The 25,190-nt window shown below is 58.7% G+C and carries 20 protein-coding genes; 8 read left to right on the top strand and 12 right to left on the bottom strand.

Translation table 11 applies throughout. The annotated features are described in order from the left end of the window. Positions 1–6 precede the first annotated feature (6 nt). A complete protein-coding gene (locus tag ABJ99_RS17030; RefSeq protein WP_054086817.1) occupies positions 7–1,479 on the bottom strand; it encodes an inorganic phosphate transporter in 1,473 nt (490 codons plus the stop codon). A 198-nt stretch (positions 1,480–1,677) separates the two neighbouring features. Next, positions 1,678–1,875: a hypothetical protein gene (locus ABJ99_RS17025; protein ID WP_054086816.1), complete on the bottom strand. Its 198-nt coding sequence runs from the start codon at positions 1,873–1,875 to the stop codon at positions 1,678–1,680. 879 nt (positions 1,876–2,754) lie between these two features. Here ABJ99_RS17025 and pcaR point away from each other — a divergent pair. The 5 genes from pcaR to ABJ99_RS17000 all read left to right on the top strand — a co-directional run bounded on the left by pcaR (position 2,755) and on the right by ABJ99_RS17000 (position 8,109). Beyond that, positions 2,755–3,597: a pca regulon transcriptional regulator PcaR gene (gene pcaR / locus ABJ99_RS17020; RefSeq protein WP_007248858.1), complete on the top strand. Its 843-nt coding sequence runs from the start codon at positions 2,755–2,757 to the stop codon at positions 3,595–3,597. 158 nt (positions 3,598–3,755) lie between these two features. Then, entirely contained in the window at positions 3,756–4,613 is an 858-nt protein-coding gene (locus tag ABJ99_RS17015; protein WP_054086854.1) for a CoA transferase subunit A, read from the top strand. Further along, on the top strand, positions 4,613–5,392 hold the full coding sequence (locus ABJ99_RS17010; RefSeq protein ID WP_054086815.1) for a CoA-transferase subunit beta: 780 nt from the start codon (positions 4,613–4,615) through the stop codon (positions 5,390–5,392). The genes ABJ99_RS17015 and ABJ99_RS17010 overlap by 1 nt, the downstream gene beginning before the upstream one ends. After that, positions 5,392–6,591, top strand: a complete 1,200-nt coding sequence (gene pcaF / locus ABJ99_RS17005; protein WP_054086814.1) for a 3-oxoadipyl-CoA thiolase — start codon at positions 5,392–5,394, stop codon at positions 6,589–6,591. Before ABJ99_RS17010 ends, pcaF begins: the two co-directional genes overlap by 1 nt. A gap of 216 nt (positions 6,592–6,807) precedes the next feature. Further along, positions 6,808–8,109 (top strand): MFS family transporter, encoded by a 1,302-nt coding sequence (locus ABJ99_RS17000; RefSeq protein ID WP_054086813.1) that lies wholly within the window; start codon positions 6,808–6,810, stop codon positions 8,107–8,109. A 90-nt stretch (positions 8,110–8,199) separates the two neighbouring features. Here the strand turns inward: ABJ99_RS17000 and ABJ99_RS16995 are convergent, their stop codons facing one another. From ABJ99_RS16995 to ABJ99_RS16985, 3 genes are read right to left on the bottom strand one after another with little or no spacing between them, the layout of a single operon-like run. Beyond that, a complete protein-coding gene (locus ABJ99_RS16995; RefSeq protein WP_054086812.1) occupies positions 8,200–9,660 on the bottom strand; it encodes an AdeC/AdeK/OprM family multidrug efflux complex outer membrane factor in 1,461 nt (486 codons plus the stop codon). Further along, complete coding sequence (locus ABJ99_RS16990) at positions 9,657–12,791, bottom strand: efflux RND transporter permease subunit (RefSeq protein WP_054086811.1); 3,135 nt, start codon at positions 12,789–12,791, stop codon at positions 9,657–9,659. Before ABJ99_RS16990 ends, ABJ99_RS16995 begins: the two co-directional genes overlap by 4 nt. A gap of 3 nt (positions 12,792–12,794) precedes the next feature. Continuing rightward, the gene (locus ABJ99_RS16985) at positions 12,795–13,955 is read right to left on the bottom strand and encodes an efflux RND transporter periplasmic adaptor subunit (protein WP_054086810.1); all 1,161 of its coding nucleotides are present in this window, start codon (positions 13,953–13,955) and stop codon (positions 12,795–12,797) included. 256 nt (positions 13,956–14,211) lie between these two features. Between ABJ99_RS16985 and pmeR the strand changes: the two genes are divergently transcribed. Further along, positions 14,212–14,859 (top strand): auxin-lysine conjugate-binding transcriptional regulator PmeR, encoded by a 648-nt coding sequence (gene pmeR, locus ABJ99_RS16980; protein ID WP_054086809.1) that lies wholly within the window; start codon positions 14,212–14,214, stop codon positions 14,857–14,859. Between the two features lie 478 nt (positions 14,860–15,337). Continuing rightward, positions 15,338–16,468 (top strand): DUF3396 domain-containing protein, encoded by a 1,131-nt coding sequence (locus ABJ99_RS16975; RefSeq protein ID WP_054086853.1) that lies wholly within the window; start codon positions 15,338–15,340, stop codon positions 16,466–16,468. Between the two features lie 14 nt (positions 16,469–16,482). Here the strand turns inward: ABJ99_RS16975 and ABJ99_RS16970 are convergent, their stop codons facing one another. Next, on the bottom strand, positions 16,483–17,976 hold the full coding sequence (locus ABJ99_RS16970; protein WP_054086808.1) for an MDR family MFS transporter: 1,494 nt from the start codon (positions 17,974–17,976) through the stop codon (positions 16,483–16,485). A gap of 128 nt (positions 17,977–18,104) precedes the next feature. After that, positions 18,105–18,275: a hypothetical protein gene (locus tag ABJ99_RS28800; protein WP_162839097.1), complete on the bottom strand. Its 171-nt coding sequence runs from the start codon at positions 18,273–18,275 to the stop codon at positions 18,105–18,107. A gap of 153 nt (positions 18,276–18,428) precedes the next feature. On the opposite strand from ABJ99_RS28800, the gene ABJ99_RS16965 reads away from it, so the two are divergent. Then, entirely contained in the window at positions 18,429–18,668 is a 240-nt protein-coding gene (locus ABJ99_RS16965) for a hypothetical protein (protein WP_054086807.1), read from the top strand. On the opposite strand, the gene ABJ99_RS16960 is transcribed toward ABJ99_RS16965, so the two are convergent. The 5 genes from ABJ99_RS16960 to ABJ99_RS16940 all read right to left on the bottom strand — a co-directional run bounded on the left by ABJ99_RS16960 (position 18,669) and on the right by ABJ99_RS16940 (position 25,130). After that, the gene (locus tag ABJ99_RS16960) at positions 18,669–19,292 is read right to left on the bottom strand and encodes a flavin reductase family protein (protein ID WP_054086806.1); all 624 of its coding nucleotides are present in this window, start codon (positions 19,290–19,292) and stop codon (positions 18,669–18,671) included. It lies immediately after the preceding gene. A 140-nt stretch (positions 19,293–19,432) separates the two neighbouring features. Continuing rightward, positions 19,433–19,792, bottom strand: coding sequence for a hypothetical protein (locus ABJ99_RS27340; RefSeq protein WP_080378195.1), 360 nt, complete (start codon positions 19,790–19,792; stop codon positions 19,433–19,435). A 503-nt stretch (positions 19,793–20,295) separates the two neighbouring features. Beyond that, complete coding sequence (locus ABJ99_RS16950; RefSeq protein ID WP_054086804.1) at positions 20,296–21,621, bottom strand: MFS transporter; 1,326 nt, start codon at positions 21,619–21,621, stop codon at positions 20,296–20,298. Positions 21,622–21,804: 183 nt separating this feature from the next. Continuing rightward, complete coding sequence (locus ABJ99_RS16945) at positions 21,805–23,430, bottom strand: J domain-containing protein (protein ID WP_054086852.1); 1,626 nt, start codon at positions 23,428–23,430, stop codon at positions 21,805–21,807. Positions 23,431–23,435: 5 nt separating this feature from the next. Next, positions 23,436–25,130 carry a molecular chaperone HscC gene (locus ABJ99_RS16940; protein WP_054086803.1) on the bottom strand — a complete coding sequence of 565 codons (1,695 nt, stop codon included), beginning with the start codon at positions 25,128–25,130 and terminating at the stop codon, positions 23,436–23,438. Positions 25,131–25,190 lie beyond the last annotated feature (60 nt).

Below are 25,190 nucleotides of genomic sequence, written 5' to 3'. Positions count from 1 at the left end.
CTCAGATCAGGACAACGCCTTAGATGCCAGCCAGAACAGCCCGGCGGACAAGGCGACAGTGGCAGGCAGGGTCAACACCCAGGCCAGCAGAATGGTCCGGACCGTTCCGCCTTGCAGGCCGCTCTTGTTGGCAACCATGGTCCCGGCAACACCCGAAGACAGAATGTGGGTGGTGGACACCGGCAGGCTGAACACGTTGGCGAGACCGATGGCGCAGGCGGTCGTGATCTGCGCCGACATGCCTTGGGCGTAGGTCATGCCTTGCTTGCCAATCTTCTCGCCAATGGTCAGTACAACGCGTTTCCAGCCGACCATGGTGCCGATGCCCAGCGCCAGCGCAACCGCCAGAATCACCCAGAATGGCGCGTATTCAGTGGTGGCGGTCAGGTCCTTGCGCAGCTTTTCGAGGTCGGACTTTTCACGCGGGCTCAGGTCTGGCAGTTTGCCGACCTTGCGTGCCGTGTCATCCAGGCACAACAGATAGCGGCGCACTTCGATGCGGCTCTCGGGCGTCAAGGAATGGTAGTCGGACACGCCTTTCAGGCGGTCGAGCAGCGCGTCGATGGTGGGCTCGGTCTGTTTCGGGTTGCACGCCGAACTGGACGGCAAGTCGCCTTTTTCAGCCTTGCCCATTGCCAGGTATTCGCCCAGCGTGCTGCTGTTGCGCTGATAGAACTGGCTCAAATGCAGCGTCGCGTCGCGGGTACGCTCGATCTGGTAGGTGGTGCTGGTCAGGTCGAGGACGAACTGGCTCGGTACGATACCGATCAGCACCAGCATGATCAGGCCGATACCTTTCTGACCATCGTTGGAGCCGTGCACGAAGCTGACCGCCATGGCGGAGATGACCAGCACCAGACGGTTCCAGAACGGCGGGTGTTTCTTGTCATCGAGTTTGCGGCGTTGATCCGGCGTCTTGTGCATCTTTGACTGCGGCCGCCACCATTTCAGGCCGATCAGCACCAGCCCTGCAACGATGAATCCGGCCAGTGGCGAGAACACCAGCGAGGCGCCGATGTCGATCGCTTTCTGCCAGTTGACGCCATCAGCCAGAGGAATGCCGTTGATCAGTGCATTGGCCAGGCCGACACCGAGGATCGAGCCGATCAGGGTGTGCGAACTGGAGGCCGGAATCCCGAAATACCAGGTGCCCAGGTTCCAGGTAATAGCCGCCGCCAGCAGCGAGAACACCATGGCCAGGCCGTGTCCGGTATTGACGTTGATCAACAGCTCTACCGGCAGCAGGTGGACGATGGCATAGGCAACGCCCACACCGCCGAGCAGTACACCGAGAAAGTTGAACACACCGGAAAAGAACACGGCCAGATGAGGCGGCATGGCTTTGGTGTAGATGACTGTCGCCACCGCGTTAGCGGTGTCATGAAAGCCGTTGATGAACTCGAAGGTGAGGACGAAAGCCAGGGCGAGCAACAGGCTCACAAGCACCCAGGCATCAAGCCCGCTGAATAAATCGATCATGTAGGTTTTCTGACCGGGTCTGAAGGGGGCGCGATTATGACAGAAAAAATACAGAACGACCTGTCGTCGCTGACCGGTGTCGCCTCAAACCAAAAAAAAGACGCATGAGCGCAGCCCCGTTGAAGACTCAATGGGGCCGTGGTGCAAGTAGTGCGGACGCATCAAGGCAGGCGTGGCGGGGCATTCAGGCCCGTGATGTCACGGCTCTTCTTTCAGTTCTTCTTCCATTTTCTGTAATTCCTGCTTGAACGCCTGGTCCAGCAGGCTGGCTCTTTTACGCCAAGGCTTGCGTTCCGGCTCCGGCTGCGCGGCGTAGGTGGTGATTTCCCCGCCGTAGACATCCTTGAAACGTTGCTCTTTGCGCTCAAGTTCCGCGCGCAGTTCATCTTTAGTCACTGTATTACCTGATCAAGTCAAATGGGATCCGGTGATAACGCAAAACATTGCAATCAGGCTCATTCCGCCTTTCTGTAATGTGCAAGCAGGTAGAACCTTGCCGTGCGGTCGAACAGAGAGTGCGGGGCATCTTGCGGATGCTTGCGGCTACGTACACCGGAGAAAATAGCTGTCGTAGCGACATGCATTCTGATTTCAGGCACTGGGCCTGTGTTGGCAGGCTTGCCGGTGAATGGCAACGTGTTCCATCACGACGAAGCGACGAGGCCGTGCATCGAAACGCTTATCGAAGCAGAACTGCTTTGCACCGGGCAATCGTCGTGAGTGTAAGGCCTGTCAACTGCCAGATACTATCTCCAAGAAGTAGTGTTACGTCAACAACCGACGTTGCGTGAGTTCACATATCTGTTTTTTTTGTACGATGGTTCCGAAGTTTGAGTCGGGCATTTATATGAAAGAACTTTTATAAAACATTTCTTTGCCGCCTCAGACAAAACTCCGATGCTGAAATTCAGCGTGTTTCATATCCGGGATGGCTTGAAGTATTGCCAGGTAATCAAGGCGGGGTCATCAAGCGCGTGTGAGGCTGGCAGATGAGGCTGGCGGCACTGCTGCGCCTGAGGGCGCTTCGTAATGAAAACGGCCTTGCTAGGTAAGCAAGGCCGCTGCCTATGACTTCTCAGTGGGTACCTGACCAGTAATTTTCCAAGAAGTCACTTCATGGCAGTGCTAAAGGTATAAGCATCTGTGCGACGGGTCAATTGCGATTATCGGCCACCTGTTCGATAATCGCACAGGCCGGGGGGCGCAGATATTCTTGAAAATCATCCGAACCCCCCGGTTTACAAGGCCTGATTACGTGTTACAGAGGGTGTGGCAATGAATGATGAACTGCGTAATTCTTTTGCCTCATTGGCACCGCCTATCGTGGCATCGCCTGCCAAGCGCATCCAGGCGCTGACCGGCGACCCGGATTTCATGACGTCACTGGCGCGCGGGCTTGCCGTTATTCATGCCTTTCAGGAGCGCAAGCGGCACCTGACCATCGCGCAGATCAGCCACCGTACCGAAATCCCGCGCGCAGCCGTGCGGCGCTGCCTGCATACATTGATCAAACTGGGTTACGCGACCACTGACGGACGCACGTATTCGCTGTTGCCCAAGGTCCTGACCCTCGGTCACGCCTATTTGTCGTCGACGCCGCTGGCAACGTCGTCGCAGCCTTATCTGGACCGCATGAGCGATCAACTGCACGAGGCGTGCAACATGGCGACGCTGGAAGGCAACGACATTCTTTATATCGCGCGTTCGGCAACCACTCAGCGGCTGATCTCGGTCGACCTTTCGGTCGGCGGCCGATTGCCGGCGTATTGCACGTCCATGGGGCGTATCCTGCTGGCTGCGCTGGACGATGTGTCGTTGCAGGAATATCTGGACCACGTTGATTTGCAGCCCAAGACCAGCCGGACCATTCGCACGCCGGAAGCCTTGCTCGAATGCCTGCAACTGGTTCGTCAACAAGGCTGGTGTATCGTTGATCAGGAACTGGAGCAGGGGCTGCGCTCGATTGCCGTCCCGGTTTATGATGCGTCGGGCCAGGTGCTGGCCGCGCTGAATGTCAGCACCAGTGCCGGGCGTGTGGCACGTAGCGAGCTGGAGCAGCGCTTTCTGCCAATCATGCTGGATGCCAGCCGGGACTTGAGTACCCAGCTGTTCACCTGATGTATTGAGCGCCCTCGTTGCAGGTGAATTTGTTCGGTTACCGAACGGTTAGTCGATTATCGGATTGTTTGCCGTGTGGCTCAGGCATAACCTCATTTTCATTCCGGCGCAGGTCTTCGCGCTGATCCTTGAACGTGATGTTGGGTTCGGAGCACCTCATGGCAGATATTCTTTCTCTACGCGATGCGGTGAAGCAACTGGTCAACGATGGCGACACCGTTGCGCTTGAAGGCTTCACCCATTTGATCCCCACGGCTGCGGGCCATGAAATCATTCGTCAGGGTAAGAAAGACCTGACTCTGGTACGCATGACGCCCGACCTTATCTACGACCAGTTGATAGGCGCAGGGTGTGCGAAACGTCTGATTTTCTCGTGGGGCGGCAACCCTGGCGTCGGCTCCCTGCACCGTCTGCGCGATGCTGTCGAAAAACAGTGGCCGCGCGCGATGGAAATCGAAGAGCACAGCCATGCCGACCTCGCCAACGCGTATGTCGCCGGTGCCTCAGGTCTGCCGTTTGCGGTGCTGCGTGCGTATGCCGGTTCCGATTTGCCCAAGGTCAACCCGCTGATCAAGACTGTCACCTGCCCGTTTACCGGGGAAGTGCTGGCTGCCGTGCCGTCGGTTCGCCCCGACGTCACGGTGATTCACGCGCAGAAGGCCGACCGCAAAGGCAACGTTTTGCTGTGGGGCATTCTTGGCGCGCAGAAAGAGGCCGCACTGGCTGCTAAACGCTGCATCGTGACCGTGGAAGAGATAGTCGATGACCTCAAGGCACCGATGAACTCCTGCGTGTTGCCGACCTGGGCGTTGAGCGCGGTGTGTCTGGTGCCCGGCGGCGCGCATCCGTCCTATGCGCATGGCTACTACGAGCGGGACAACCCGTTTTATCAGGCGTGGGACCCGATTGCTCGCGACCGCGAAACCTTCACGGCGTGGATCGACGAATACATTCACGGCACAGCAGATTTCAGCGAATTCCAGAGCAAGCTGGCTCGCGCTTCGGAGGCCAACTAATGACTTACTCCACCAGTGAAATGATGACCGTCGCCGCTGCCCGTCGTTTGCGCAACGGCTCGGTGTGCTTTGTCGGCATCGGCCTGCCTTCCAAGGCGGCGAACCTGGCACGCCTGACGTCGTCGCCCGACGTCGTACTGATCTACGAATCCGGGCCGATTGGTGCCAAACCCACCGTTTTGCCGCTGTCGATTGGTGATGGCGAACTGGCGGAAACCGCTGACACAGTGGTTTCCACCAGCGAGATCTTCCGCTACTGGCTGCAGGGCGGTCGGGTCGACGTCGGCTTTCTCGGCGCAGCGCAAGTGGACCGTTTCGGCAATATCAACACCACTGTAGTGGGCGATTATCACCACCCGAAAGTGCGTCTGCCGGGTGCCGGTGGTGCGCCGGAAATCGCCGGTTCGGCGAAATCGGTGCTGATCATTCTCAAGCAGTCGGCACGTTCGTTCGTCAACAAGCTGGATTTCATCACCTCGGTCGGTCATGGCGAAGGCGGCGATTCGCGCAAGCGTCTGGGCTTGCCGGGCGCCGGGCCGGTGGGGATCATCACTGACTTGTGCATCATGGAGCCGGAAGCGCACACCAATGAGTTCGTCGTGACCACGCTGCACCCTGGCGTGACCCGCGAGCAGGTTATCGCCGCGACGGGCTGGGACATCCGTTTTGCCGACACTGTCGTGGTCTCGGAAGAACCCACTGACGTCGAGCTGACGGCACTGCGCGATCTCGAAGCCCGGACCGCCGCAGCCCATGGTCAGGTTGCAGGAGAAGCGTGATGCGTGACGTCTTTATTTGCGATGCGATTCGCACGCCGATCGGCCGTTTCGGCGGTGGGTTGTCCACGGTGCGTGCTGACGACCTGGCCGCCATACCGATCAAGGCCTTGATGGAGCGCAACCCCACCGTCAATTGGGAAGAGGTTGATGAAGTGTTCCTCGGTTGCGCCAATCAGGCCGGTGAGGACAACCGTAACGTCGCGCGTATGGCGGCCTTGCTCGCCGGGCTGCCGAAAAGCGTGCCGGGCGTCACCCTCAATCGTTTGTGCGCGTCTGGAATGGATGCCATCGGTACTGCATTCCGGGCCATTGCGTCAGGCGAGATGGAGCTGGCGATTGCCGGTGGCGTCGAGTCGATGTCGCGTGCGCCGTTCGTGATGGGCAAGGCCGATGCGGCGTTTTCGCGCAACATGAAGCTGGAAGACACCACCATCGGCTGGCGTTTCGTCAACCCGGCCATGAAAGCGCTGTATGGCGTGGACTCCATGCCCGAGACCGGCGACAACGTCGCCACTGACTTCAAAATTTCGCGGGCCGATCAGGACGCTTTTGCGCTGCGCAGCCAGCAACGCGCCGCCGTTGCCCAGGCGGCAGGCTTTTTCGAGGAAGAAATCGTACCGGTGCGGGTCGCGCACAAGAAGGGTGAGACCATTGTGGACAAGGACGAACACCCGCGCGCCGATACCCGCCTGGAAACCCTAAGCAAACTCAAGCCGGTCAACGGCGCGGACCAGACCGTGACGGCTGGCAATGCGTCAGGCGTCAACGACGGTGCGGCGGCGCTGATTCTGGCGTCGGCCGAAGCGGTCAAAAAGCATGGCCTGGCCCCTCGCGCTCGCGTATTGGGCATGGCCAGCGCAGCCGTCGAGCCACGGGTGATGGGCATCGGCCCTGTGCCCGCGGTGCGCAAACTGGTCGAGCGGCTGGGCATCGCGGTTACCGATTTCGACGTTATCGAGCTCAACGAGGCCTTCGCCAGCCAGGGCCTGGCGGTCTTGCGCGAGCTGGGTCTGGCGGACGATGCGCCACAGGTCAACCCCAATGGCGGCGCGATTGCACTCGGACACCCGCTGGGCATGAGCGGCGCACGGCTGGTCCTGACGGCGCTGCACCATTTGGAAAAAACCGGCGGGCGCAAAGGCCTGGCGACCATGTGCGTGGGCGTAGGGCAGGGCCTGGCGCTGGCCATCGAGCGTTAAGCTTTTCTGCTTCAAGGCGCTTCCCAACCCGTTGTTCAGCAACCCGGTTCATCCGTCCGTCTCCACGAAAAGACAGGCGAGTGATCCGGGTTGTTGTGCGATTTGAGTACAGATGCCCGCCGGGTGGTTTTGGCTGAATTGGCCTGAGTGATTGTGCTCGATTAAAGACAGTGTTACAGATTGTTGCTTATGGAAAGTTCTGCTTTGGGGAAAACAATGACGACAACAGCAAAAGCACCGCACTACACGGGCGAGGAGCGAAGCAAAAGAATTTTCGCGATCGTCGGCGCGTCTTCCGGGAACCTCGTCGAATGGTTCGACTTTTATATCTACGCCTTCTGTGCGATCTATTTCGCGCCCGCTTTCTTTCCTTCCGATGATCCGACCGTTCAGTTGCTCAATACCGCAGGCGTGTTTGCTGCAGGTTTTCTGATGCGCCCGATTGGCGGCTGGCTGTTTGGTCGCGTGGCGGACAAGCACGGCCGCAAGAACTCGATGCTGATTTCGGTCACCATGATGTGTGCCGGTTCGTTGATCATCGCCTGCCTGCCGACCTACGCATCGATTGGTGCCTGGGCACCGGCGCTGCTGTTGATGGCGCGTTTGCTTCAAGGTTTGTCGGTGGGTGGCGAGTACGGCACCACGGCAACGTACATGAGTGAAGTGGCGTTGCGCGGCCAGCGCGGTTTCTACGCCTCGTTCCAATACGTGACGCTGATTGGCGGTCAGTTGCTGGCTGTGCTGACCGTGGTCATCCTGCAGCAGTTTCTCACCACCGAAGAGCTGCGCGACTACGGCTGGCGCATCCCGTTCGTGATCGGCGCGGCGGCCGCTGTCATCGCCTTGCTGCTACGGCGCACCTTGAATGAAACCACCACCGCCGAAAGCCGTCAGGACAAGGACGCAGGCAGCATCACGGCGCTGTTCAGAAATCACACGGCTGCGTTTATCACGGTGCTGGGTTACACCGCCGGTGGCTCGCTGATTTTCTATACCTTCACGACCTACATGCAGAAATATCTGGTGAACACTGGCGGCATGGAAGCCAAGACGGCCAGCTACATCATGACCGGCGCGCTGTTCCTGTACATGTGCATGCAGCCGTTCTTCGGCATGCTTGCGGATCGTATCGGCCGACGTAATTCGATGTTGTTGTTCGGCGCGCTGGGTACGCTGTGTACGGTGCCGATCCTGATGACCCTGAAAACCACCACCAACCCGTTCATGGCCTTCGTGCTGATCACCCTGGCGTTGGCGATTGTCAGCTTCTACACCTCGATCAGCGGGCTGGTCAAAGCCGAGATGTTTCCGCCTCAGGTGCGTGCGCTGGGTGTAGGGCTGGCGTATGCGGTCGCCAACGCGATGTTTGGCGGTTCGGCCGAGTGGGTCGCCTTGAAACTCAAGAGCGCCGGGATGGAAAACAGCTTTTACTGGTACGTGACGGTCATGATGGCGATCGCGTTCCTGTTCAGCCTGCGGCTGCCGAAAGAGCCGAAGTACCTGCATCAGGATCATTGATCGCAGGTTTGTTGCAGTCAAAAAAAACCCACCTGATCAGGTGGGTTTTTTATGCGTTGCAATCATCGCAGTGCGATTAGAACACTGCCTTTAGAACAGTTGCACCGAAGGTTTCTCTTTGGAGATGGTTTCGGTCTGCCCGGTTCTTTCATACCAGCCGCCGCCGAGGGCCTTGTACAGGTTGACCTCGCTGGTGAGCTGCGACAGGCGATCAGTGATCAGCGTTTGTTGCGCGCTGAACAGCGAGCGCTGGGCGTCGAGGAAGGTCAGGTTGCTGTCGATGCCGATCCGGTAGCGACGCTCGGCCAGACGGTAGTAATCCTGGTTGGCGGTGACAAAGTCACGCTGTGCCTGGAGCTGCTCGTCGTAGGTCTTGCGCGAAGCCAGGCCGTCGGACACTTCCTGGAATGCCGTCTGAATAGCCTTCTCGTAGTTGGCGACGCTGATTTCTTTCTGGATCTTCGAGTAATCCAGGCTGGCGCGCAGGCTGCCAGCGTTGAAGATCGGGATGTTGATGCTCGGCTGGAACAGCCAGGTTCCCGAACCACCCTTGAACAGGCCGGACAGCTCGGTGCTGCCGGTCCCGGCACTGGCGGTCAGGCTGATGCTCGGGAAGAACGCTGCACGCGCCGCGCCGATGTTGGCGTTGGCAGCCTTGAGCGTGTGCTCGGCTTGCAGAATGTCCGGACGACGCTGCAACAGGTCGGACGGCAGCCCGGCCGGCATTTCGGTCAGCATGTCGGAATCCAGCAGTTGGCTGGCCGGCAGGTTGTCCGGCAGGCCGGTGCCGAGCAACAGCACCAGGCTGTTCTGGTCTTGAGCGACCAGACGCTGGTACTGGGCCAGTCTGGCGCGGGCGCTTTCGACAGCAGTGCGCGACTGGCTCAAGTCCAGCGCCGAAGAAACACCGACTTCATTGCTGCGCGAAGTCAGGCGGAAGCTTTCTTCGTAGGTCTTGAGGGTGTCCTGCGTCAGCTTGAGCAGTTCCTTGTCGGCCTGCCACGTCATGTAGGCATTGGCAACGTTGGCCACCAGACTGATCTGGGTGGCGCGACGCGCTTCTTCCGTGGCGAAGTAGGTTTCCAGTGCCTGTTCGCTGAGGCTGCGCACTCGACCGAACAGGTCCAGCTCATAGGCGCTGACGCCCAGCGTAGCCGAATAGCTGCTGGTGATCGCAGACTGACCGGTCTGCGACTGATCGGCAGGCACGCGTTGGCGAGCGCCGCTGCCGGTCGCGGACACAGCAGGGAACAAGTCCGCGCGCTGAATGCGGTACTGGGCGCGATAGGCGTCGATGTTCAACGCTGCGACCCGCAGGTCACGGTTGTTGAGCAGTGCGGTCTCGATCAACTGTTGCAACGCCGGATCATTGAAGAAGTGGCGCCAGCCTTGCTCCGCAGCGGCCATTTTGGCCGCCTCGGCCGGCGTGTAGGCCGGACCTTGCGGATATTGGGCGGCGACCGGGGCTTCCGGCTGCTTGTAATCGGGGATCAAAGAGCAGCCGCCGAGTATGAACGCGGTAACTGCCAGAGAGATCAATGACTTGCTCATTGGCCAGCCTCATCGTGTGAAATATGTTTCTGCTTGCCCTTGAACAGCCCTGAAACCGAGACAAAGAACAGGGGCACCCAGAAGATCGCCAGAATAACCGCCGTGATCATACCGCCAATTACGCCGGTACCGATCGAATGCTGACTGCCCGAGCCTGCGCCCGACGAAATCGCCAGCGGCACAACGCCGAGGATGAACGCCATGGACGTCATGATGATCGGGCGCAGACGCATGCGGCACGCTTCGATGGCTGCATCGGCAAGGCTCTTGCCCTGTTCATGCAGCTCTTTGGCGAACTCGACGATCAGAATGGCGTTTTTCGCCGCCAGGCCTACCGTCACCAGCAGCCCGACCTGGAAGAACACGTCGTTGGACAGTCCGCGCAGGCTGGTTGCCATCAGCGCACCGATAACCCCCAGCGGCACCACGAGGATGACCGCGATCGGAATCGACCAGCTTTCATACAGCGCTGCCAGACACAGGAACACCACCAGCAACGACAGGGCGTAGAGGGCAGGGGCCTGCGAACCGGACAGACGCTCCTCGTAGGACAGACCGGTCCAGGAGATGCCGATGCCTTGCGGCAGTTTCTTGGCCAGCGCTTCAACTTCGGCCATTGCATCGCCGCTGCTGTAGCCCGGTGCCGGAGTACCGAGAATTTCCTCAGCCGCCACGCCGTTGTAACGCGACAGTTTTGGCGAACCGTAGTACCACTTGCCACTGGCGAAAGCCGAGAACGGCACCATTTCGCCCGAGCTGTTGCGCACGTACCATTTCTTCAGGTCTTCAGGCGTCATACGAGCGCCTGCGTCACCCTGGATGTACACCTTCTTCACACGGCCACGGTCGATGAAGTCATTGACGTAGCTGCCACCCAACGCGATGGACAGTGTGTTGTTGATGTCCGACAGGGTGATACCCAGCGCGCTGGCGCGTTCGTCGTCGATGAGCAGCTGATATTGCGGTTCGTCGTTCAGCCCGTTCGGACGTACGCCTGCCAGAATCTTGCTCTGCGCCGCCATGCCGAGGAACTGGTTACGCGCTTCCATCAGTTTCTCGTGACCGACGCCGCCCTGATCTTGCAGGTAAACGTCGAAGCCTGTTGCGTTACCCAGCTCCAGTACCGACGGCGGCACGATGGCGAACACCATCGCGTCGCGCAGGCTGAAGAAGTAGCCCTGAGCGCGCTCGGCCAGTTTGAAGACGCTGTTGTCGGCGTCACGCTCTTCCCACGGTTTGAGCATGACGAATGCAATCGCCGAGCTCTGACCGCGGCCCGCAAAGTTGAAGCCGTTGACCGAGAACACCGACTTCACTGCGCCGCTTTCCTTGGTCAGCAGGTAGTCACGCATGTTGTCGATGACTTCCTGTGTGCGCTCGGTCGAGGAGCCGGCCGGGGTCTGGATCTGCGCGAAGATAACGCCCTGATCTTCTTCCGGCAGGAACGCTGCGGGGATGCGCATGAACATGAAGACCATGCCCGCGCAGATCAGGATGTAACCCAGATACGCGGGCCACTTGTACTTGAGCATGTTGCCGACGCCGCGCTCGTAGCTCAGAACGCTGCGGTCGAAGGTGCGGTTGAACCAGCCGAAGAAGCCACGCTTGGGCTGGCCGTGCGTTTTCTCGTCGATGGGCTTGAGCATGGTGGCGCACAGCGCCGGGGTGAAGATCAGCGCAACCACGACCGACAAGGCCATGGCCGAGACGATGGTGATCGAGAACTGTTTGTAGATCACCCCGGTGGAACCGCCGAAGAACGCCATCGGCAACAGCACCGCCGACAGCACCAGCGCAATACCGACCAGCGCGCCCTGAATCTGTGTCATGGATTTGATCGTGGCGTCACGCGGAGAGAGCTTTTCTTCCTCCATGACCCGCTCGACGTTTTCCACCACCACAATCGCATCGTCCACCAGCAAGCCGATGGCCAGCACCATACCGAACATGGTCAGGGTGTTGATGGTGAAACCGAAGGCCGCGAGGATGCCGAACGTACCCAGCAATACCACCGGAACGGTCATGGTCGTAATGACGGTCGCGCGGAAGTTCTGCAGGAACAGGTACATCACCAGGAACACCAGCACGATGGCTTCGATAAGGGTGTGAACCACGCCGTTGATCGATTCGCTCACGACCGGGGTCGTGTCATACGGGTAAACCACTTTCATGCCAGGCGGGAAAAACGGCTCCAGCGACGAAACGGTCGCACGGATCGCCTTGGCCGTATCCAGCGCGTTGGCGCCGGTCGCGAGCTTGATCGCCAGACCGGAAGCCGGTTTGCCGTCGAACTGCGAGTCGGTGCTGTAGTTCTCTGCGCCAAGGCCAACGGTGGCGACGTCTTTGAGGCGAACCTGCGAGCCGTCAGTGTTGACCTTGAGGAAGATATTGCCGAATTGCTCAGCCGTCTGCAGACGGGTCTTGCCGATGATCGTGGCGTTCAACTGCTGACCGCTGATTGACGGCAGGCCGCCCAACTGACCGGAAGACACCTGCACGTTCTGTGCAGTGATCGCGTCTCGCACGTCCACCGGGGTCAGCTGGAAGTTGTTCAGCTTGGCCGGGTCGAGCCAGATGCGCATGGCGTACTGCGAACCGAACACCTGGAAGTCACCCACACCGGAGGTCCGCGAGATCGGGTCCTGCATGTTCGACACAATATAGTTGGCCAGGTCTTCCTTGCCCATGCTGCCGTCTTCAGATACCAGGCCGATCACCATCAGGAAGTTCTTCACCGCCTTGGTCACGCGGATACCCTGCTGCTGCACTTCTTGCGGCAGCAGCGGGGTGGCCAGGTTGAGCTTGTTCTGTACCTGAACCTGCGCCGTATCCGGGTTGGTGCCCTGATCGAAGGTCGCGGTAATGGTCATGCTGCCGTCGGAGTTACTTTCCGAACTCACATAACGCAGGTTATCGATACCATTGAGCTGCTGCTCGATGACCTGCACCACGGTATCCTGCACGGTCTGTGCAGAGGCACCCGGGTAAGTCACCTGAATGCCGATGGCAGGCGGTGCGATGCTCGGGTACTGGTTGATCGGCAGGCTGGAAATAGACAGCGCACCGACCAGCATGATCACGAGGGCAATAACCCAGGCGAAAATGGGTCGATCAATAAAAAATTTCGACATGGGTTACTCCCCTTTGCTGCCTGCGGCTTTATCAGTGGCCGGGGCAGGCGCCGGGTTTGCTCCTTTAACGTTGGTCGCTTCGGCGACTTTCACTTCTGCACCTGGTTTGACGTATTGCAGGCCTTCAGTGATGACGCGATCACCTTCTTTAAGGCCGTCTTCGATCAGCCAGTCGCTGCCCACGGTGCGATTGGCGACCAGCGTGCGCATCTCGACCTTGTTGTCCTGATTGACCACCATGGCGGTCGGTGTGCCTTTCAGGTCGCGCGTCACGCCCTGTTGCGGTGCCAGAATGGCCTTCGAATTGACGCCCGCCTGTAATTGCGCATGAACGAACATGCCAGGCAGCAGACGGTGTTCAGGGTTCGGGAACACGGCGCGCAGGGTCACGGAGCCGGTGGTCTGATCAACCGAGACTTCGGAGAACTCCAGCTTGCCTTCCTGTGCGTAGGTACTGTTGTCTTCCAGCGTCAGCTTGACCTTGGCCGAGTTGTCGCCTGACTTCTGCAGCTTGCCGCTGTCCAGGTCATTGCGCAGCTTGAGCATGTCAGCGGATGACTGCACCACGTCCACGTAGATCGGATCGAGTTGCTGAATGGTCGCCATTGCGTCGGTCTGAGCGCTGCTTACCAGTGCGCCTTCGGTCACCGCAGAGCGACCGATACGGCCGGAAATCGGCGCCAGCACCTTGGTAAAACGCAGGTTGATCTGAGCGGTCTGCAAGGCTGCCTGAGCTTCCATGGTCGAGGCCAGTGCGGTGTCGTATTCCTGACGACTGACTGCTTGTTCGCTGACCAGTTGCTTGTAGCGATCGGACATCGATTTGGCCGACTGCAAGGTCGCTTTGGCGCTGTTGGCACTGGCTTCATAGATAGCAGGGTCGATCTGATACAGCTGCTGACCGACCTTGACGTCGCCGCCTTCGGTAAACAGACGCTTGAGAATGATGCCATTGACCTGAGGGCGGACCTCGGCCACGCGGAATGCGGTGGTCCGGCCCGGCAACTCGGTCGTCAGGGTGTAAGGCTGCGCTTTGAGAGTAACGACACCGACCTGAGGGGTTTGCGCAGGCGGGGCCGCCTGTTCTTTCTTGCTACAGCCACTGAGCAGGGTGGCCAGGGCGACGGCAGTGACCAGAACGGTAACAGCTGGCTTGAATTGCATGAAGATCCTCGGGGGCAGGAGCCTGTTATCTCAACAATACGTTGAAGTGTAAAAAAATATTTCGGCTAGATTAGTAGCATGCTAAGGAATATACTTACATTCGCGGTTGTTTGTAAACACCCGCGATGCGCATTCGGCCACTATCCAGCGTGCCGACAGCCAATTCGGGACAAGGCGAGACAAATGCCGCCCGGTTATGTATCCAGGCATGCAGCCAACGAGGTGCCTGGGGTGATTTTCTTGAGGTTTTATTGCCATGGTTCGTCGCACCAAAGAGGAAGCCCAGATTACCCGCAGCCAGATACTGGAGGCCGCCGAACACGCTTTTTATGAGCGAGGCGTCGCCCGTACCACGCTGGCTGACATTGCGACCCTTGCCGGTGTGACGCGCGGTGCCATCTATTGGCATTTCAATAACAAGGCCGATCTGGTGCAGGCGATGCTCGACAGCCTTCAGGAACCGCTCGATGAAATGGCCCAGGCCAGTCAGAGCGAGGAGGAAGAAGACCCGCTCGGATGCATGAGGAACCTGTTGATTCACTTGTTTCATGAGCTGGCACGGGACCCGAAAACCCGTCGTATCAATGAGATCCTTTTCCATAAGTGCGAGTTTACTGACGAGATGTGTGATTTTCGTCGTCAACGCCAGGAAAACGCGATTCAGTGCCACGAGCGGATCACGCTGGGGCTGCGCAATGCGGTGCGCCAGGGGCAGCTTCCGCAAGGCCTGGACACCGCACGTGCCGCCGTCGCCATGTTTGCCCACATCAACGGCATCATTTATCAATGGCTGTTGGTGCCCGACAGCTTTTCGTTGCCTGAAGAGGCCGAGCAGATGGTCGATGTGTGTCTGGACATGCTTCGCTACAGCCCTTCCTTGAGAGTAAAAACGGTCGCGGCCTGAAAGATGGCGGGCGCGATGCCTGCCGGTTTTTTTGGTGCCGACCTTTCGCACAAAGGCTAACGCCATTCCTTGCCTGATAGACAGCAGATTTACCGACTGTTTACCTGTCGCGCCTTACTGCGTCCGTTTATTACGACTCATTGACCTGCGACTTACAAAGATTTTGTAGGAATCAGGTAGGACATTTCCTGATACATGTAGCTGATTTCCCAAAGTAATTTCCGACTATTGCTCTGTGGGAAAACTCCCTTCACTCTTCGCTTCCTGGAAAAACAGAAGAGAGGAAGGTTGCATGCTTTTGCCGAATCTTGCGCCTATGTGTCACGAAAACAATGAAAAATACGCCGTTGTTCAGCAGGGCGGGAGCGGTCGTGGCTGTCGCGAGAACCGACGCACACAGCAGGTAACAGAAACGCGTAAGGCCGCTTCAGGCAATGGCGCCACCCGATCCACCAAAGGCCTGAAAGGAGGGCCGATCATGCCGGATAGCGGATCTGATGTTGTAAGGTTTCTGAACAGTATCGGACAGCAATCCGGACCTGTTTCGGTCGATTCGTTATCGGGCACGCCGGTCATACGATTGGGCCTGATCACCACCTTGTACTTCCGTAACGGTCACAGCCCGGAGGTCAAGCGGCGGATAGAAGGCTGTTTCGCGCGTTTTTACGAAACCTTCAGGTCCAAGCTCAAATGGCAGTTGTTCAAGCGCATGCGGCGCCTGACGTCGACGGCGTTTTCCGCAACGTGCAGGCAGGTTGTGGACAGTCCGCCAGACGAGCAATTCATCTGGTCGCTTGCCAGCGCTACCCAGGCCGAGGTCGCGATGTACAGCCTGTTTGTGATGAACACCCCGCAGAGCCAGGCCGAAAATGATCGTTCGTGCCTGAAGATGGTATTGCCCTGGTCGTACCTGAATGAGCCTGACGGGCTGAAAAACTACGAAACCTGGATCAGGTACCTGAGCAGCGAAGTGCAGGCCGAGCATGGTTACGGCGGGCTGGCGTGTGTACTGCCTTGCGATGGTCACCAGTATCTGCCGTGGGAATATCGTCTGGCGCAGGAATACATCGGGCTGATGGTCGACCCGGGGCCGCACATAGAAAGCCTGCGTTTGCTGGACCGCATCAAGGGCGTGAGCTGGTACACCGTGCTGGGGGATTCATTCGTCAGGCAACTGGGCGGGAGCGACCGGTTGCGCGGGCAGATGAGCGCGCACAGCGACATCGTGTTTCACAGTTACCGCAGCGGCCTGCTGATTCGTGCTGGCGTGGCGCCAGAATTGGGTGGCAGCGGGCTGCCGCCACCGCAGTCTTACGTGACGGTCAACAGACTGATCAAGCCGATCCGTTTGCAGGACACCGGCAATCTTCATCCTTATCTCGCGCCAGCCCTCGGTTTCACTGAAGAGACCACAGCGCAGTGGTATGCGCGGTTCGATGAAAAACCTCTGCCGCCCGTCGATGCCGGGCAAGCCTGTCCGCGCTCGGGTTATTGGTTCAGCAGCGCACAGTTTGGCTCTCGGCGGCATTTCGACGAGGGCGAAATCATGCCTGCTTTCGCCCATGTAAAAAACAAGAAGACCCAATGGTTCTGGGCCGGATTGTCGTAAGCCTGAATAGCCGCTCAGTCCCGGCCACGCAGTAATGTGTCGGGCATGGCCCAGGCCGCGGCCAGGCCAAGCAGCGAAATGGCTGCGCTGGTGATCAACAGGTTTCTGAACGTCAGCGCCAGTTCGGCACGCAAGGTATCCAGTGCCGGCCCGGTTGCCGTATTGAGGCTGTCGAGCAGAACGTTGCCTGAGCCGCTTTCGCCAGTTACGCCGGTTTCCGTCAGGCCCATACCCGAATGTTGCAGCATCGCCAGCAACAGCGCCGACATCAGCGCTACCCCGACTGCGCCACCCAGTGAGCGGAACAGGTTGGTGGTGCTGGTCGCGACGCCCATGTCTCTGATCTGCACTGCGTTCTGGGTTCCGACCAGCGAGGTGGGGAACTGCATGCCGGTCGCGATGCCGGTCAGAATCATGAACAGGCTCATCAGCAGAACCGACTGCGGCGGCGTGAAGGCCATGGCCAGAATGGCGATAGGCATCAGCAGCGCGCCAGTCAGAATCAGTGGTTTGTAGCGGCCGGTCTGCGCTGTGCGTCGCCCGGCAAAATAAGCGCCCATTGGCATGCCGATAGCCAGAGGCAGCATGTGCAGCGCGGCACTGTCAGCGCCACCGCCGGTGACAGTCTGGTAACGCAGCGGCATGAGCACAATCAGGGAAATAGCCTGGAAACTGGTGAAGAACACCGTACACCAGCAGAGCACTGCGCTGCGGTTGGTAAACAGATGCATGGGCAGCAACGGCTCTGGCGCGCGACGTTCGTACCAGACGAAAACTGCCAGCGCCAGCAAGGCGAGGCCCAGCAGTGACTGAACCTGAGCGTGGCCCAGCGTCAGCCCCTGACCGATTTCGGTGATACCCAGCAGCAGCGCGGTCAGGCCAATGATCATCAGCACGGTGCCCAGATAGTCGATCACCGGCTTGCGCTGTGGAATGGGCAGGCCGTTCAAGGTCCGGTAGGCGACGATCAGCGCAGCGGCTCCCAGTGGCAGGTTGATCAGAAACACCCAGCGCCAGGACAGGTATTCTGTCATCAAACCGCCCAGCACCGGACCTGCGACGCTGGCGACGGCGTACATGCTGCTGAAATAACCCTGGTAGCGACCTCGCTCACGAGGCGGGACGATGTCGGCGATGATGGCCTGACTTACCGACACCATGCCGCCAGCACCGATGCCCTGTAGCACGCGCGCAAGCACCAGTTGCTCCATGCTTTGCGCGACACCGCAGAACAGCGAGGCCAGCGTAAACAGGCCAAGCCCGAACAGCATCAGCTTGCGTCGCCCGTAGAGGTCGCCCAGCTTGCCGTAGATGGGCACTGCCACGGTCAGTGCGACCATGTACGCGGAGATGACCCAGGCCAGCAGGTCGATGTCCCTGAACCGGGCGGAAATGGCTGGCATCGACACCGCGACGATGGTCTGATCCAGCGCGCTGAGCAGGACGGCCATCATCAGCGCGAACAAAATGCTGCGAATGGCCGGTGGCGTTTGAGTAAGACTGGTCAAGGCAGAACCCGATGGCAGTGTTGACCCGCCGCAAGGGCGGCGGGAGAAGTCTGGCCAGTCTAATCCGATAGCTTGCTAATCGATAGCCGCCTTTGCTTAATGGCGATACAACCCGCCAGGCGTGAGCGTCATCGCAAGGCGCTGAAAGTAGCGTCGGTCGGCACGCAATGGCCAAACGTGCAACTGCCGACCGCAGGGTTCTGTCGAGACAATTCGTTGCGGTAGGCACCCGCTGCGTACACCGCCAGTACCGTGATAATGCCGACGGCAGCCATACATCTTCTTGTTATTACTTTCATGACGCACTCCTTGCTTTACCTACTAGAGCAGCTTGAAAGAACTGATTGAAGTGTAGGACAAGAAAGCGCTTCGGGCCGGACGATATCCGTGCCGCACAGGGAGGTAATGAAGCGTTAGAATCCGCGTTTTGACTGACTGCAGGTTCGAGACAGATGGCACGCAAGGAATACAACGGGTTTGAAGTGGTTTCGGCGGTCGTACCTTTAGAACAGAAGGGTTACAGCGCAGCCGTTGCCGTCAAGGCGCTGGCTGCCGGGGGCGCGCCGCGCTTCCACGCGATATTACCCGGACAGACATTCAAGACCGCGCACGACGCCGATCTGGCCGCAGTCCAGGAACTGGAGCGGCTGATCGACGTGGACCCAGAGGGCGAGCCGGTGTGGGCTTTCTGATCAGGCGCCCGGACGGAACATCTTGAACAAGGCTTCTGGCCCAAGCTGGAAATAATCCGCCGGGCCACCACCGCGCAGAATCGGCTCGGCCGCAGCGGTGTCGTAAATGCCGTCCTTGAGAAGCGACTTGTCGATATGGATCGCAACCACCTCGCCCAGAATCAGCCAGCTCGACACCAGCTCCTTGTCTGCCCGTTGCAGCTGAATGATCTGCGTGACCTTGCATTCGAAGGACACGGGCGTTTCCTGCACGCGTGGCACCGAAATAATATGCGATGCCAGCGGTGTGAGGTTCGCCAGCTCGAATTCGCTCACGTCCGGGGCCACGGGAGCACAGCTCTGATTCATGGCTTCGGCCAGCGAGCGGGTTGCCAGGTTCCAGACAAATTCGCCGGTCTGCTCGATGTTATTGAGGCTGTCTTTGCGCCCGACGCTGCAAAAGCCAATGATCGGTGGCACGTAGTTGAACGCGTTGAAAAAACTGTACGGCGCAAGGTTCAGCTTGCCGTTGGCATCCTGAGAGGAAATCCAGCCAATCGGGCGCGGGCCGACAATTGCGTTGAACGGATCGTGCGGCAGGCCGTGACCTTTGGATGGCTCGTAGGAGTGAATAGCGTCTGACATGCTCGATTCCTGATGGCTCACTGTTAGATGTGAACATAGTGCTGCGCATTGGCGCTGGATGCCAGAGCAGTCTGTGTTTCGGTCTGAGCCAGAAACAAAGAAGCCCGGCATAGCCGGGCCTTGGGGTGTTGCATGAGTGATCAGCTCAGGCGGTTTGCACCGACACGATCAGCCCCATCAGCGGCCAGACGATTTGCACCGACGTGATCAGCACCATCGGCAGCTTGACGGTTCGGACCGACACGATCTGCGCCATCAGCGGCCAGACGATTTGCACCGACGTGATCAGCACCATCGGCAGCTTGACGGTTCGGACCAACACGATCTGCGCCATCAGCGGCTACACGGATCGAGCCGACATTAGTGTGCTTGGTGCCGCCTTCAGCAACGACGGTTGCCTTGGACATTTCGTTGTGGACGGTATCGACTGCTGGAAGAGCGAAGGCGCTCGATGCCAGAACAGAGAAGGCCAGGCCAAAGATCAGTGTGTTGGTTTTCATGAGGGTGTCTCCAAGTTGCGTCGGGTGAGTTGTCATCCCGGTATGGAGGCAATGCTACGCGCCAGCAGTTTTTTAAGAAGTTAATAGGAGTGCTAGCGATCATCGCTAAAAATGATAGTAGGCCGCAACGCGCTGATTTCGGGCCTTGCAGGCAGAGCTGCTTTGTTGTGGTGCAATTGTTGAAAAATCTTGTAATAAACCCTCTTGACAAAATATAAATGAATTATTTTCAACAGCTTAAAGTTGAAAAACATCAAAAAATCGCACCGTTCTGAAACGTCTTGTTTCAAGTGCTTTGTGAGAGAAAGGAGGGATTAAGGCTGTTGTATTAATGCGGCCGATGATGATGCTTGTAATGACAGGTCAGGTTTGCGTGTGACGCGGAGCACTGGGTACGCACAGAAAAACATGAGTTCGCACACCTCCCGCTCATCATGCTCCGCGTCAAAAACTGTATTCCAACGCGGAGCATGATCACGAAAGTCGTGGTGAACCTTACCCGATCAGTCAGTCTCGATCCGCGAGTGTTTACGCGTGTCTTTCATGAACACGTAGACCAGCAGCGAGCAGGCAATGCAGGCGGTGACGTACCAGTAATAACCGGTTTCCATGCCGACACTCTTGAACCACAGCGCAATGTATTCCGCCGTGCCACCGAAGATCGACACGGTCAGCGCATACGGCAGCCCCACGCCCAGTGCGCGGATTTCGGTAGGGAACAGTTCGGCCTTCACCACGGCGTTGATCGACGTATAACCGCTGACAATGATCAGCGCCGCCATGATCAGGAAGAACGCGCCCCACCAGGTCTGGATAGTGTGCAACGTGGTCAGTATCGGCACCGTGCACAACGTACCCAGCACGCCGAAGGCAATCAGGATCGGGCGGCGACCGACTTTGTCGGACAGCGCGCCGACCACCGGTTGCAACAGCATGAACAGAAACAACGTCGCAGCCGATATCGAGGTCGAGTCGGTGATGCTCATGCCGACCGTGTTGACCAGATATTTCTGCATATAGGTGGTGTAGGTATAGAAAGCCAGGGTGCCGCCCATGGTCAGGCCGACGACGGTCATCAATTCCTTGGGATGACGCATCAGCGTGCGCATCAGGCTTTCCTTGCGCTTTTCCTTCTTCTTGCGGGTGAACGATTCGGTCTCTTCCATGCCGCGACGCAGGAACAGCGCTACCACTGCGCACAAGGCACCGATGACAAACGGGATGCGCCAGCCCCAGGCATACAGCTGTTCGGTGGTGAGCGTCTGTTGCAGCACGATCAGCACACCCAGTGCGATGAGCTGGCCGGAAATCAGCGTGACGTACTGGAAGCTGGAGAAGAAGCCGCGACGCTCTTTGGTCGCCATTTCACTGAGGTAAGTCGCCGAAGTGCCATATTCGCCGCCGACCGACAGGCCCTGCAGCAATCGGGCGAACACCAGCAGGATCGGCGCGCCTACGCCGATGCTTTCATAGCCCGGTGTCAGTGCAATGATCAGCGAGCCGAAACACATCAGCAGCACCGAGGCCATCAGCGCGGCCTTGCGGCCCTTGTAGTCGGCATACAGCCCCATCAGCCAGCCGCCGATCGGCCGCATCAGAAAGCCGACCGCAAAGATGGCGGCGGTGTTGAGCAGTTGCGCAGTGGTGTCGCCTTTGGGGAAGAACGCTTTGGCAAAGTACAGCGAAAAAGCGGCGTAGACGTACCAGTCGTACCACTCGACCATGTTGCCGACCGAGCCACTGAAGATCGATTTGAGACGGCTGGAAGTGGTTTTTTGGCCAACGGCAGGAGCCGTTGACCCATTGGAGGCGGGATTTGGGGTGTCCATGGTGTTCCTTGAATTCATTATTTTTAGGAAGAGGCATTCGATGCCCTGACCAGCTCCATAGCAGGAGCTGTGCCACACCCTGAGAGCCCGTGCCAGAGGGGTTGCGATTTTTCGATGAGCAAGAATCCGCTTATAGGTGCCGAACGAATAGGCGGATTCTTGCTGATGGAGGGGCGCAAGGAGCTAATTGCCGTGTACGGCCTTGAAAATAATCACTGCCCCAACAAAGGCGAGCATTACGCCCATCAGGACCATAATGCCTGTGAAGGTGTTCCGGGCGGCGAAGGCATTGATGCCCTGCCAGCCACCGGTTCGCCGGGAAACCGCATCCTGAAACAGGGACATTCGGTAAGGCGACAGAATGATCCATAGCGCTACGATGGATAGATACAAGAGAGCAATCAGCGGTCCTAATGATATGAACGCCGCGCCAAACAACGCTAGAGGCAGTCCGTGGCGCAGCAGCAGTGCCTGATGACCGGGCCAGCTCAGGAAGTCGGGAAGCAGGCGTTTGCTGTAGCGAATATCGATTGAGCTGAACATTGCAGAAGCAGGGCGCCAGGCGCGCATGAAAACGGCGACAGCCAGTATCGTGAAAACGGGGACGGTAAGTACAACGGAAAGTATTTCGTTCCATCGATCTTTTGTGGTCGGAGGATTCAGATTGACTGTCGTCAACGTCGCCAATGCGCTGAACAGGTACGTTCTGAGATTAGTGTTGAACGACACCTGCTTCGGCAATTTTCGCCACGACTGCACATCAACCTCTGGAAACCAATGTATGGCCTCCGGAAAGCGATGAATCAGATCAGACGCGAGTGCTTCGCAGGCTTGCCAAAGCGCTTGATCACCCAGCCTTGCCATGCGCAGTCTTTCATTCAGCGGCGGCGGCTGCAGAATCAGGTGCGCTGCGGCCGCTTCCGGCGTGTCTGGCGGCCCCGCGAGCAGTTGATACTGACGGGCGATAAAGGCTTTCTCTTCACAGCGTCGGACCAGGTTCATCCACAGCGACATCGGCCCGGTATGCACATCGTGCTTCTTGTCCCAGTCGAACAGATGGGTCAGACGTTCGAACAGGGCGGGCGACCAGTGATGGTTGTTGAGCAGCAGCGTCATGGTCCACTGCTCCAGTTGCTCCTGCCGATCAAAAGAAGCCAGCCAGGGTTGCTGCTGAAGTGTCTTCAACGCATCGAGAAAGGCGCGCTCTTCGTTGCTTTCGAGCAGCGCGTGCATGGGCTGAACCGAGCTTTCCAGCAGTGCCTGAGTCAGTCGGTTTGACTGGTGCGCCCTGAGCTGCACCTTCTGCCAGGGTGTCAGCCAGTGCAGCTGCTCTACCGCGGCTTCTATCAGCGGCAGGTTGTCTTCCGGGTCCAGCAGGCAGCGGCGCGCCAGGTGTTGCTGGAACACCTCGTCGCAGCCCTGATCCCTGGCGAGCTGGTGTTGTGAATGCAGGTTGTCCGGCGTGGTTCGAGACGCTTGCTCATACCAGTTCAGCTCTATCGCCGGGCGCACCGGAGCATTGGTGCCGTCGAAGCTGGAGAGCGCCTGATCGTGCGGCTGTACCCGCAGTGCGGGTGTATCCAGAGCTGGCGACTCCTGACCTGCAAACGACCATGCTTCGTCGCCTTGGCTGTCGTATTCGATACGATTCCGGGCCCGCTCCAGCGCCTGCTCATACGCATCGCGCAGCCTCTGGAACGCGACAGGATCATCATCCGGCCGAGTGGTTTTCAGCAGTCTGGCGTATTGCCGTTTGATGCTGCGTTCATCGGCGTCGTCTTGCAGTTGCAGTACGCCCCAGCAATCCATTGCAATCACCACTCACCCCGTTCAAAACGGTCGGCTTCCTGTTCGAGCTGCTTGCGCATTTCACTGATTTGCCGGTCATCCTGGGTTTCCAGAACCCGCTGGAACTGCGCCGCCCAGACACCGATGGTTTCCCGAGCCTCGCCCAGATACTCCTGATAGAGCCGTTCCAGGCGGGCTGTCAGGTGAGTATTGACCTGCCGTTCACGCGGATGAACCTTGAGCGCTTCCAGCACCTTGAGGCGTTCCTCGATCTCGGCAGGGGTCATGACGCCAGGGTTGTTCTCGATCACCAGCTTGTGCTTTTCGCCAGTCATCTGGATCAGGACGTCGGCTTCCAGCAGACCGTTGTTGTCGTAAGTGAAGCGCACGTCCAGCTCGACTTCGCCGGCCTTGGCCTTCGGGACGGGAATATTCAGCTCGCCCAAGGCGATGTTGTCTTTGACCAGACGACTTTCGCCTTGAAAGATCTTAAGCAGCACGTGTTCCTGATTGTCGGTCACCGTTTTAACCGTGCGCACCCGGCTGACCGGCACCACGCTGTTGCGCTCTATGATTGGCAGGTAATGTCCCGGCTGATAGCCATTGAACACGTATTGCGTGGTCTCAATGCCCAATGTGTAAGGGCATACGTCGGTCAGCACGACCTCTTCCAGCGCGGCATCACGCTGCTTGAGTGCGGCCTGAATCGCAGCACCTTGCGCGACCACTTCATCCGGGTTGAGGATGATGGCCGGAAAACGCCCGAACATCCCGGCCGCCAGTTTGCGGATCAAAGGCATGCGCGTCGTGCCGCCCACCAGCAGGATCTCGTCGAGATCGGCGACGCGTATTTTCGCGTCCCGCAAGGCGCGCTCGATCGGTGCACGCAGCCTGGCCAGCAGCGGTGCAAACTGTTCGGTCATCTCATCCTGGGTGATGGTTTTGCGCCACTCCCGATCAGCATGACGCAGCACGAAGTCAACGCTGTCTTCCTGCCCCAGCGCTTTGCGCACACGCTCGGCCTCACGCTTGAGCGACGGGGTGACCAGTTCCTTGGCCGGGAAGTCACTTTCGTCGCGGTGCAGGTTCAGGAAGTGGTCGACCAGCAACCGATCGAAGTCTTCGCCGCCGAGAAAGTTGTCACCCGCACTGGCGCGCACTTCCATCACACCGTCGAACAACTCGAGAATCGAAATATCGAACGTCCCGCCGCCCAGGTCAAACACCAGGAACGAGGTTTCGCCTTCTTTCTGATGCAGCCCGTACGCCAGCGCTGCGGCGGTGGGCTCGTTGATCAGTTTTTCGACTTTCAGGCCGGCCAGCTCACCGGCGATGCGCGTTGCCTTGCGCTGAGCATCGCTGAAATATGCGGGAACACTGATCACCGCTTCGGTTACCGATTCACCGAACGCGCGCTCGACGTCGGCTTTCAGGCTCTTTAGGACCAGCGACGACAGTTCTTCCGGGCGGTAGGTCTCGGCGCCCAGACGAATCTCCTGGGCACTGCCCATGTAGCGTTTGAACAGCGCCGTGGTTTGTTGCGGATGGGTCTGCAGACGTTCACGTGCCGCCTTGCCGACCAGAATATGCCCTTCATCGTCCAGCCCGACCACGCTCGGGGTGAGCGTTTCACCCAGGGCATTGGTAACCAGGTGGCTGCTGCCGTCGCGCCATACCGCGACCAGGCTGTTGGTGGTGCCCAGGTCAATTCCGACGATCATCTCAAAAATGCTCCCTGCCTCAAATTTGGCGTGATTCTAAATCAAGGCGGTCTGTGCCGC

It is taken from the genome of Pseudomonas syringae pv. cilantro (assembly GCF_001293775.1).
Classification (GTDB): domain Bacteria; phylum Pseudomonadota; class Gammaproteobacteria; order Pseudomonadales; family Pseudomonadaceae; genus Aquipseudomonas; species Aquipseudomonas syringae_P.
The sequence above is the reverse complement of the archived record's forward strand: the minus strand, read 5'-3'. Positions and strand labels throughout refer to the sequence as shown.

Bases quoted from the DNA above. Each gene is read 5' to 3' on its own strand.
- ABJ99_RS17030 (WP_054086817.1), bottom strand. From the start codon at position 1,479: ATGATCGATTTATTCAGCGGGCTTGATGCCTGGGTGCTTGTGAGCCTG.
- pcaR (WP_007248858.1), top strand. From the start codon at position 2,755: ATGAATGATGAACTGCGTAATTCTTTTGCCTCATTGGCACCGCCTATC.
- ABJ99_RS17015 (WP_054086854.1), top strand. From the start codon at position 3,756: ATGGCAGATATTCTTTCTCTACGCGATGCGGTGAAGCAACTGGTCAAC.
- ABJ99_RS17010 (WP_054086815.1), top strand. From the start codon at position 4,613: ATGACTTACTCCACCAGTGAAATGATGACCGTCGCCGCTGCCCGTCGT.
- pcaF (WP_054086814.1), top strand. From the start codon at position 5,392: ATGCGTGACGTCTTTATTTGCGATGCGATTCGCACGCCGATCGGCCGT.
- ABJ99_RS17000 (WP_054086813.1), top strand. From the start codon at position 6,808: ATGACGACAACAGCAAAAGCACCGCACTACACGGGCGAGGAGCGAAGC.
- ABJ99_RS16995 (WP_054086812.1), bottom strand. From the start codon at position 9,660: ATGAGCAAGTCATTGATCTCTCTGGCAGTTACCGCGTTCATACTCGGC.
- ABJ99_RS16990 (WP_054086811.1), bottom strand. From the start codon at position 12,791: ATGTCGAAATTTTTTATTGATCGACCCATTTTCGCCTGGGTTATTGCC.
- ABJ99_RS16985 (WP_054086810.1), bottom strand. From the start codon at position 13,955: ATGCAATTCAAGCCAGCTGTTACCGTTCTGGTCACTGCCGTCGCCCTG.
- pmeR (WP_054086809.1), top strand. From the start codon at position 14,212: ATGGTTCGTCGCACCAAAGAGGAAGCCCAGATTACCCGCAGCCAGATA.
- ABJ99_RS16975 (WP_054086853.1), top strand. From the start codon at position 15,338: ATGCCGGATAGCGGATCTGATGTTGTAAGGTTTCTGAACAGTATCGGA.
- ABJ99_RS28800 (WP_162839097.1), bottom strand. From the start codon at position 18,275: ATGAAAGTAATAACAAGAAGATGTATGGCTGCCGTCGGCATTATCACG.
- ABJ99_RS16965 (WP_054086807.1), top strand. From the start codon at position 18,429: ATGGCACGCAAGGAATACAACGGGTTTGAAGTGGTTTCGGCGGTCGTA.
- ABJ99_RS16960 (WP_054086806.1), bottom strand. From the start codon at position 19,292: ATGTCAGACGCTATTCACTCCTACGAGCCATCCAAAGGTCACGGCCTG.
- ABJ99_RS27340 (WP_080378195.1), bottom strand. From the start codon at position 19,792: ATGAAAACCAACACACTGATCTTTGGCCTGGCCTTCTCTGTTCTGGCA.
- ABJ99_RS16950 (WP_054086804.1), bottom strand. From the start codon at position 21,621: ATGGACACCCCAAATCCCGCCTCCAATGGGTCAACGGCTCCTGCCGTT.
- ABJ99_RS16945 (WP_054086852.1), bottom strand. From the start codon at position 23,430: ATGGATTGCTGGGGCGTACTGCAACTGCAAGACGACGCCGATGAACGC.
- ABJ99_RS16940 (WP_054086803.1), bottom strand. From the start codon at position 25,130: ATGATCGTCGGAATTGACCTGGGCACCACCAACAGCCTGGTCGCGGTA.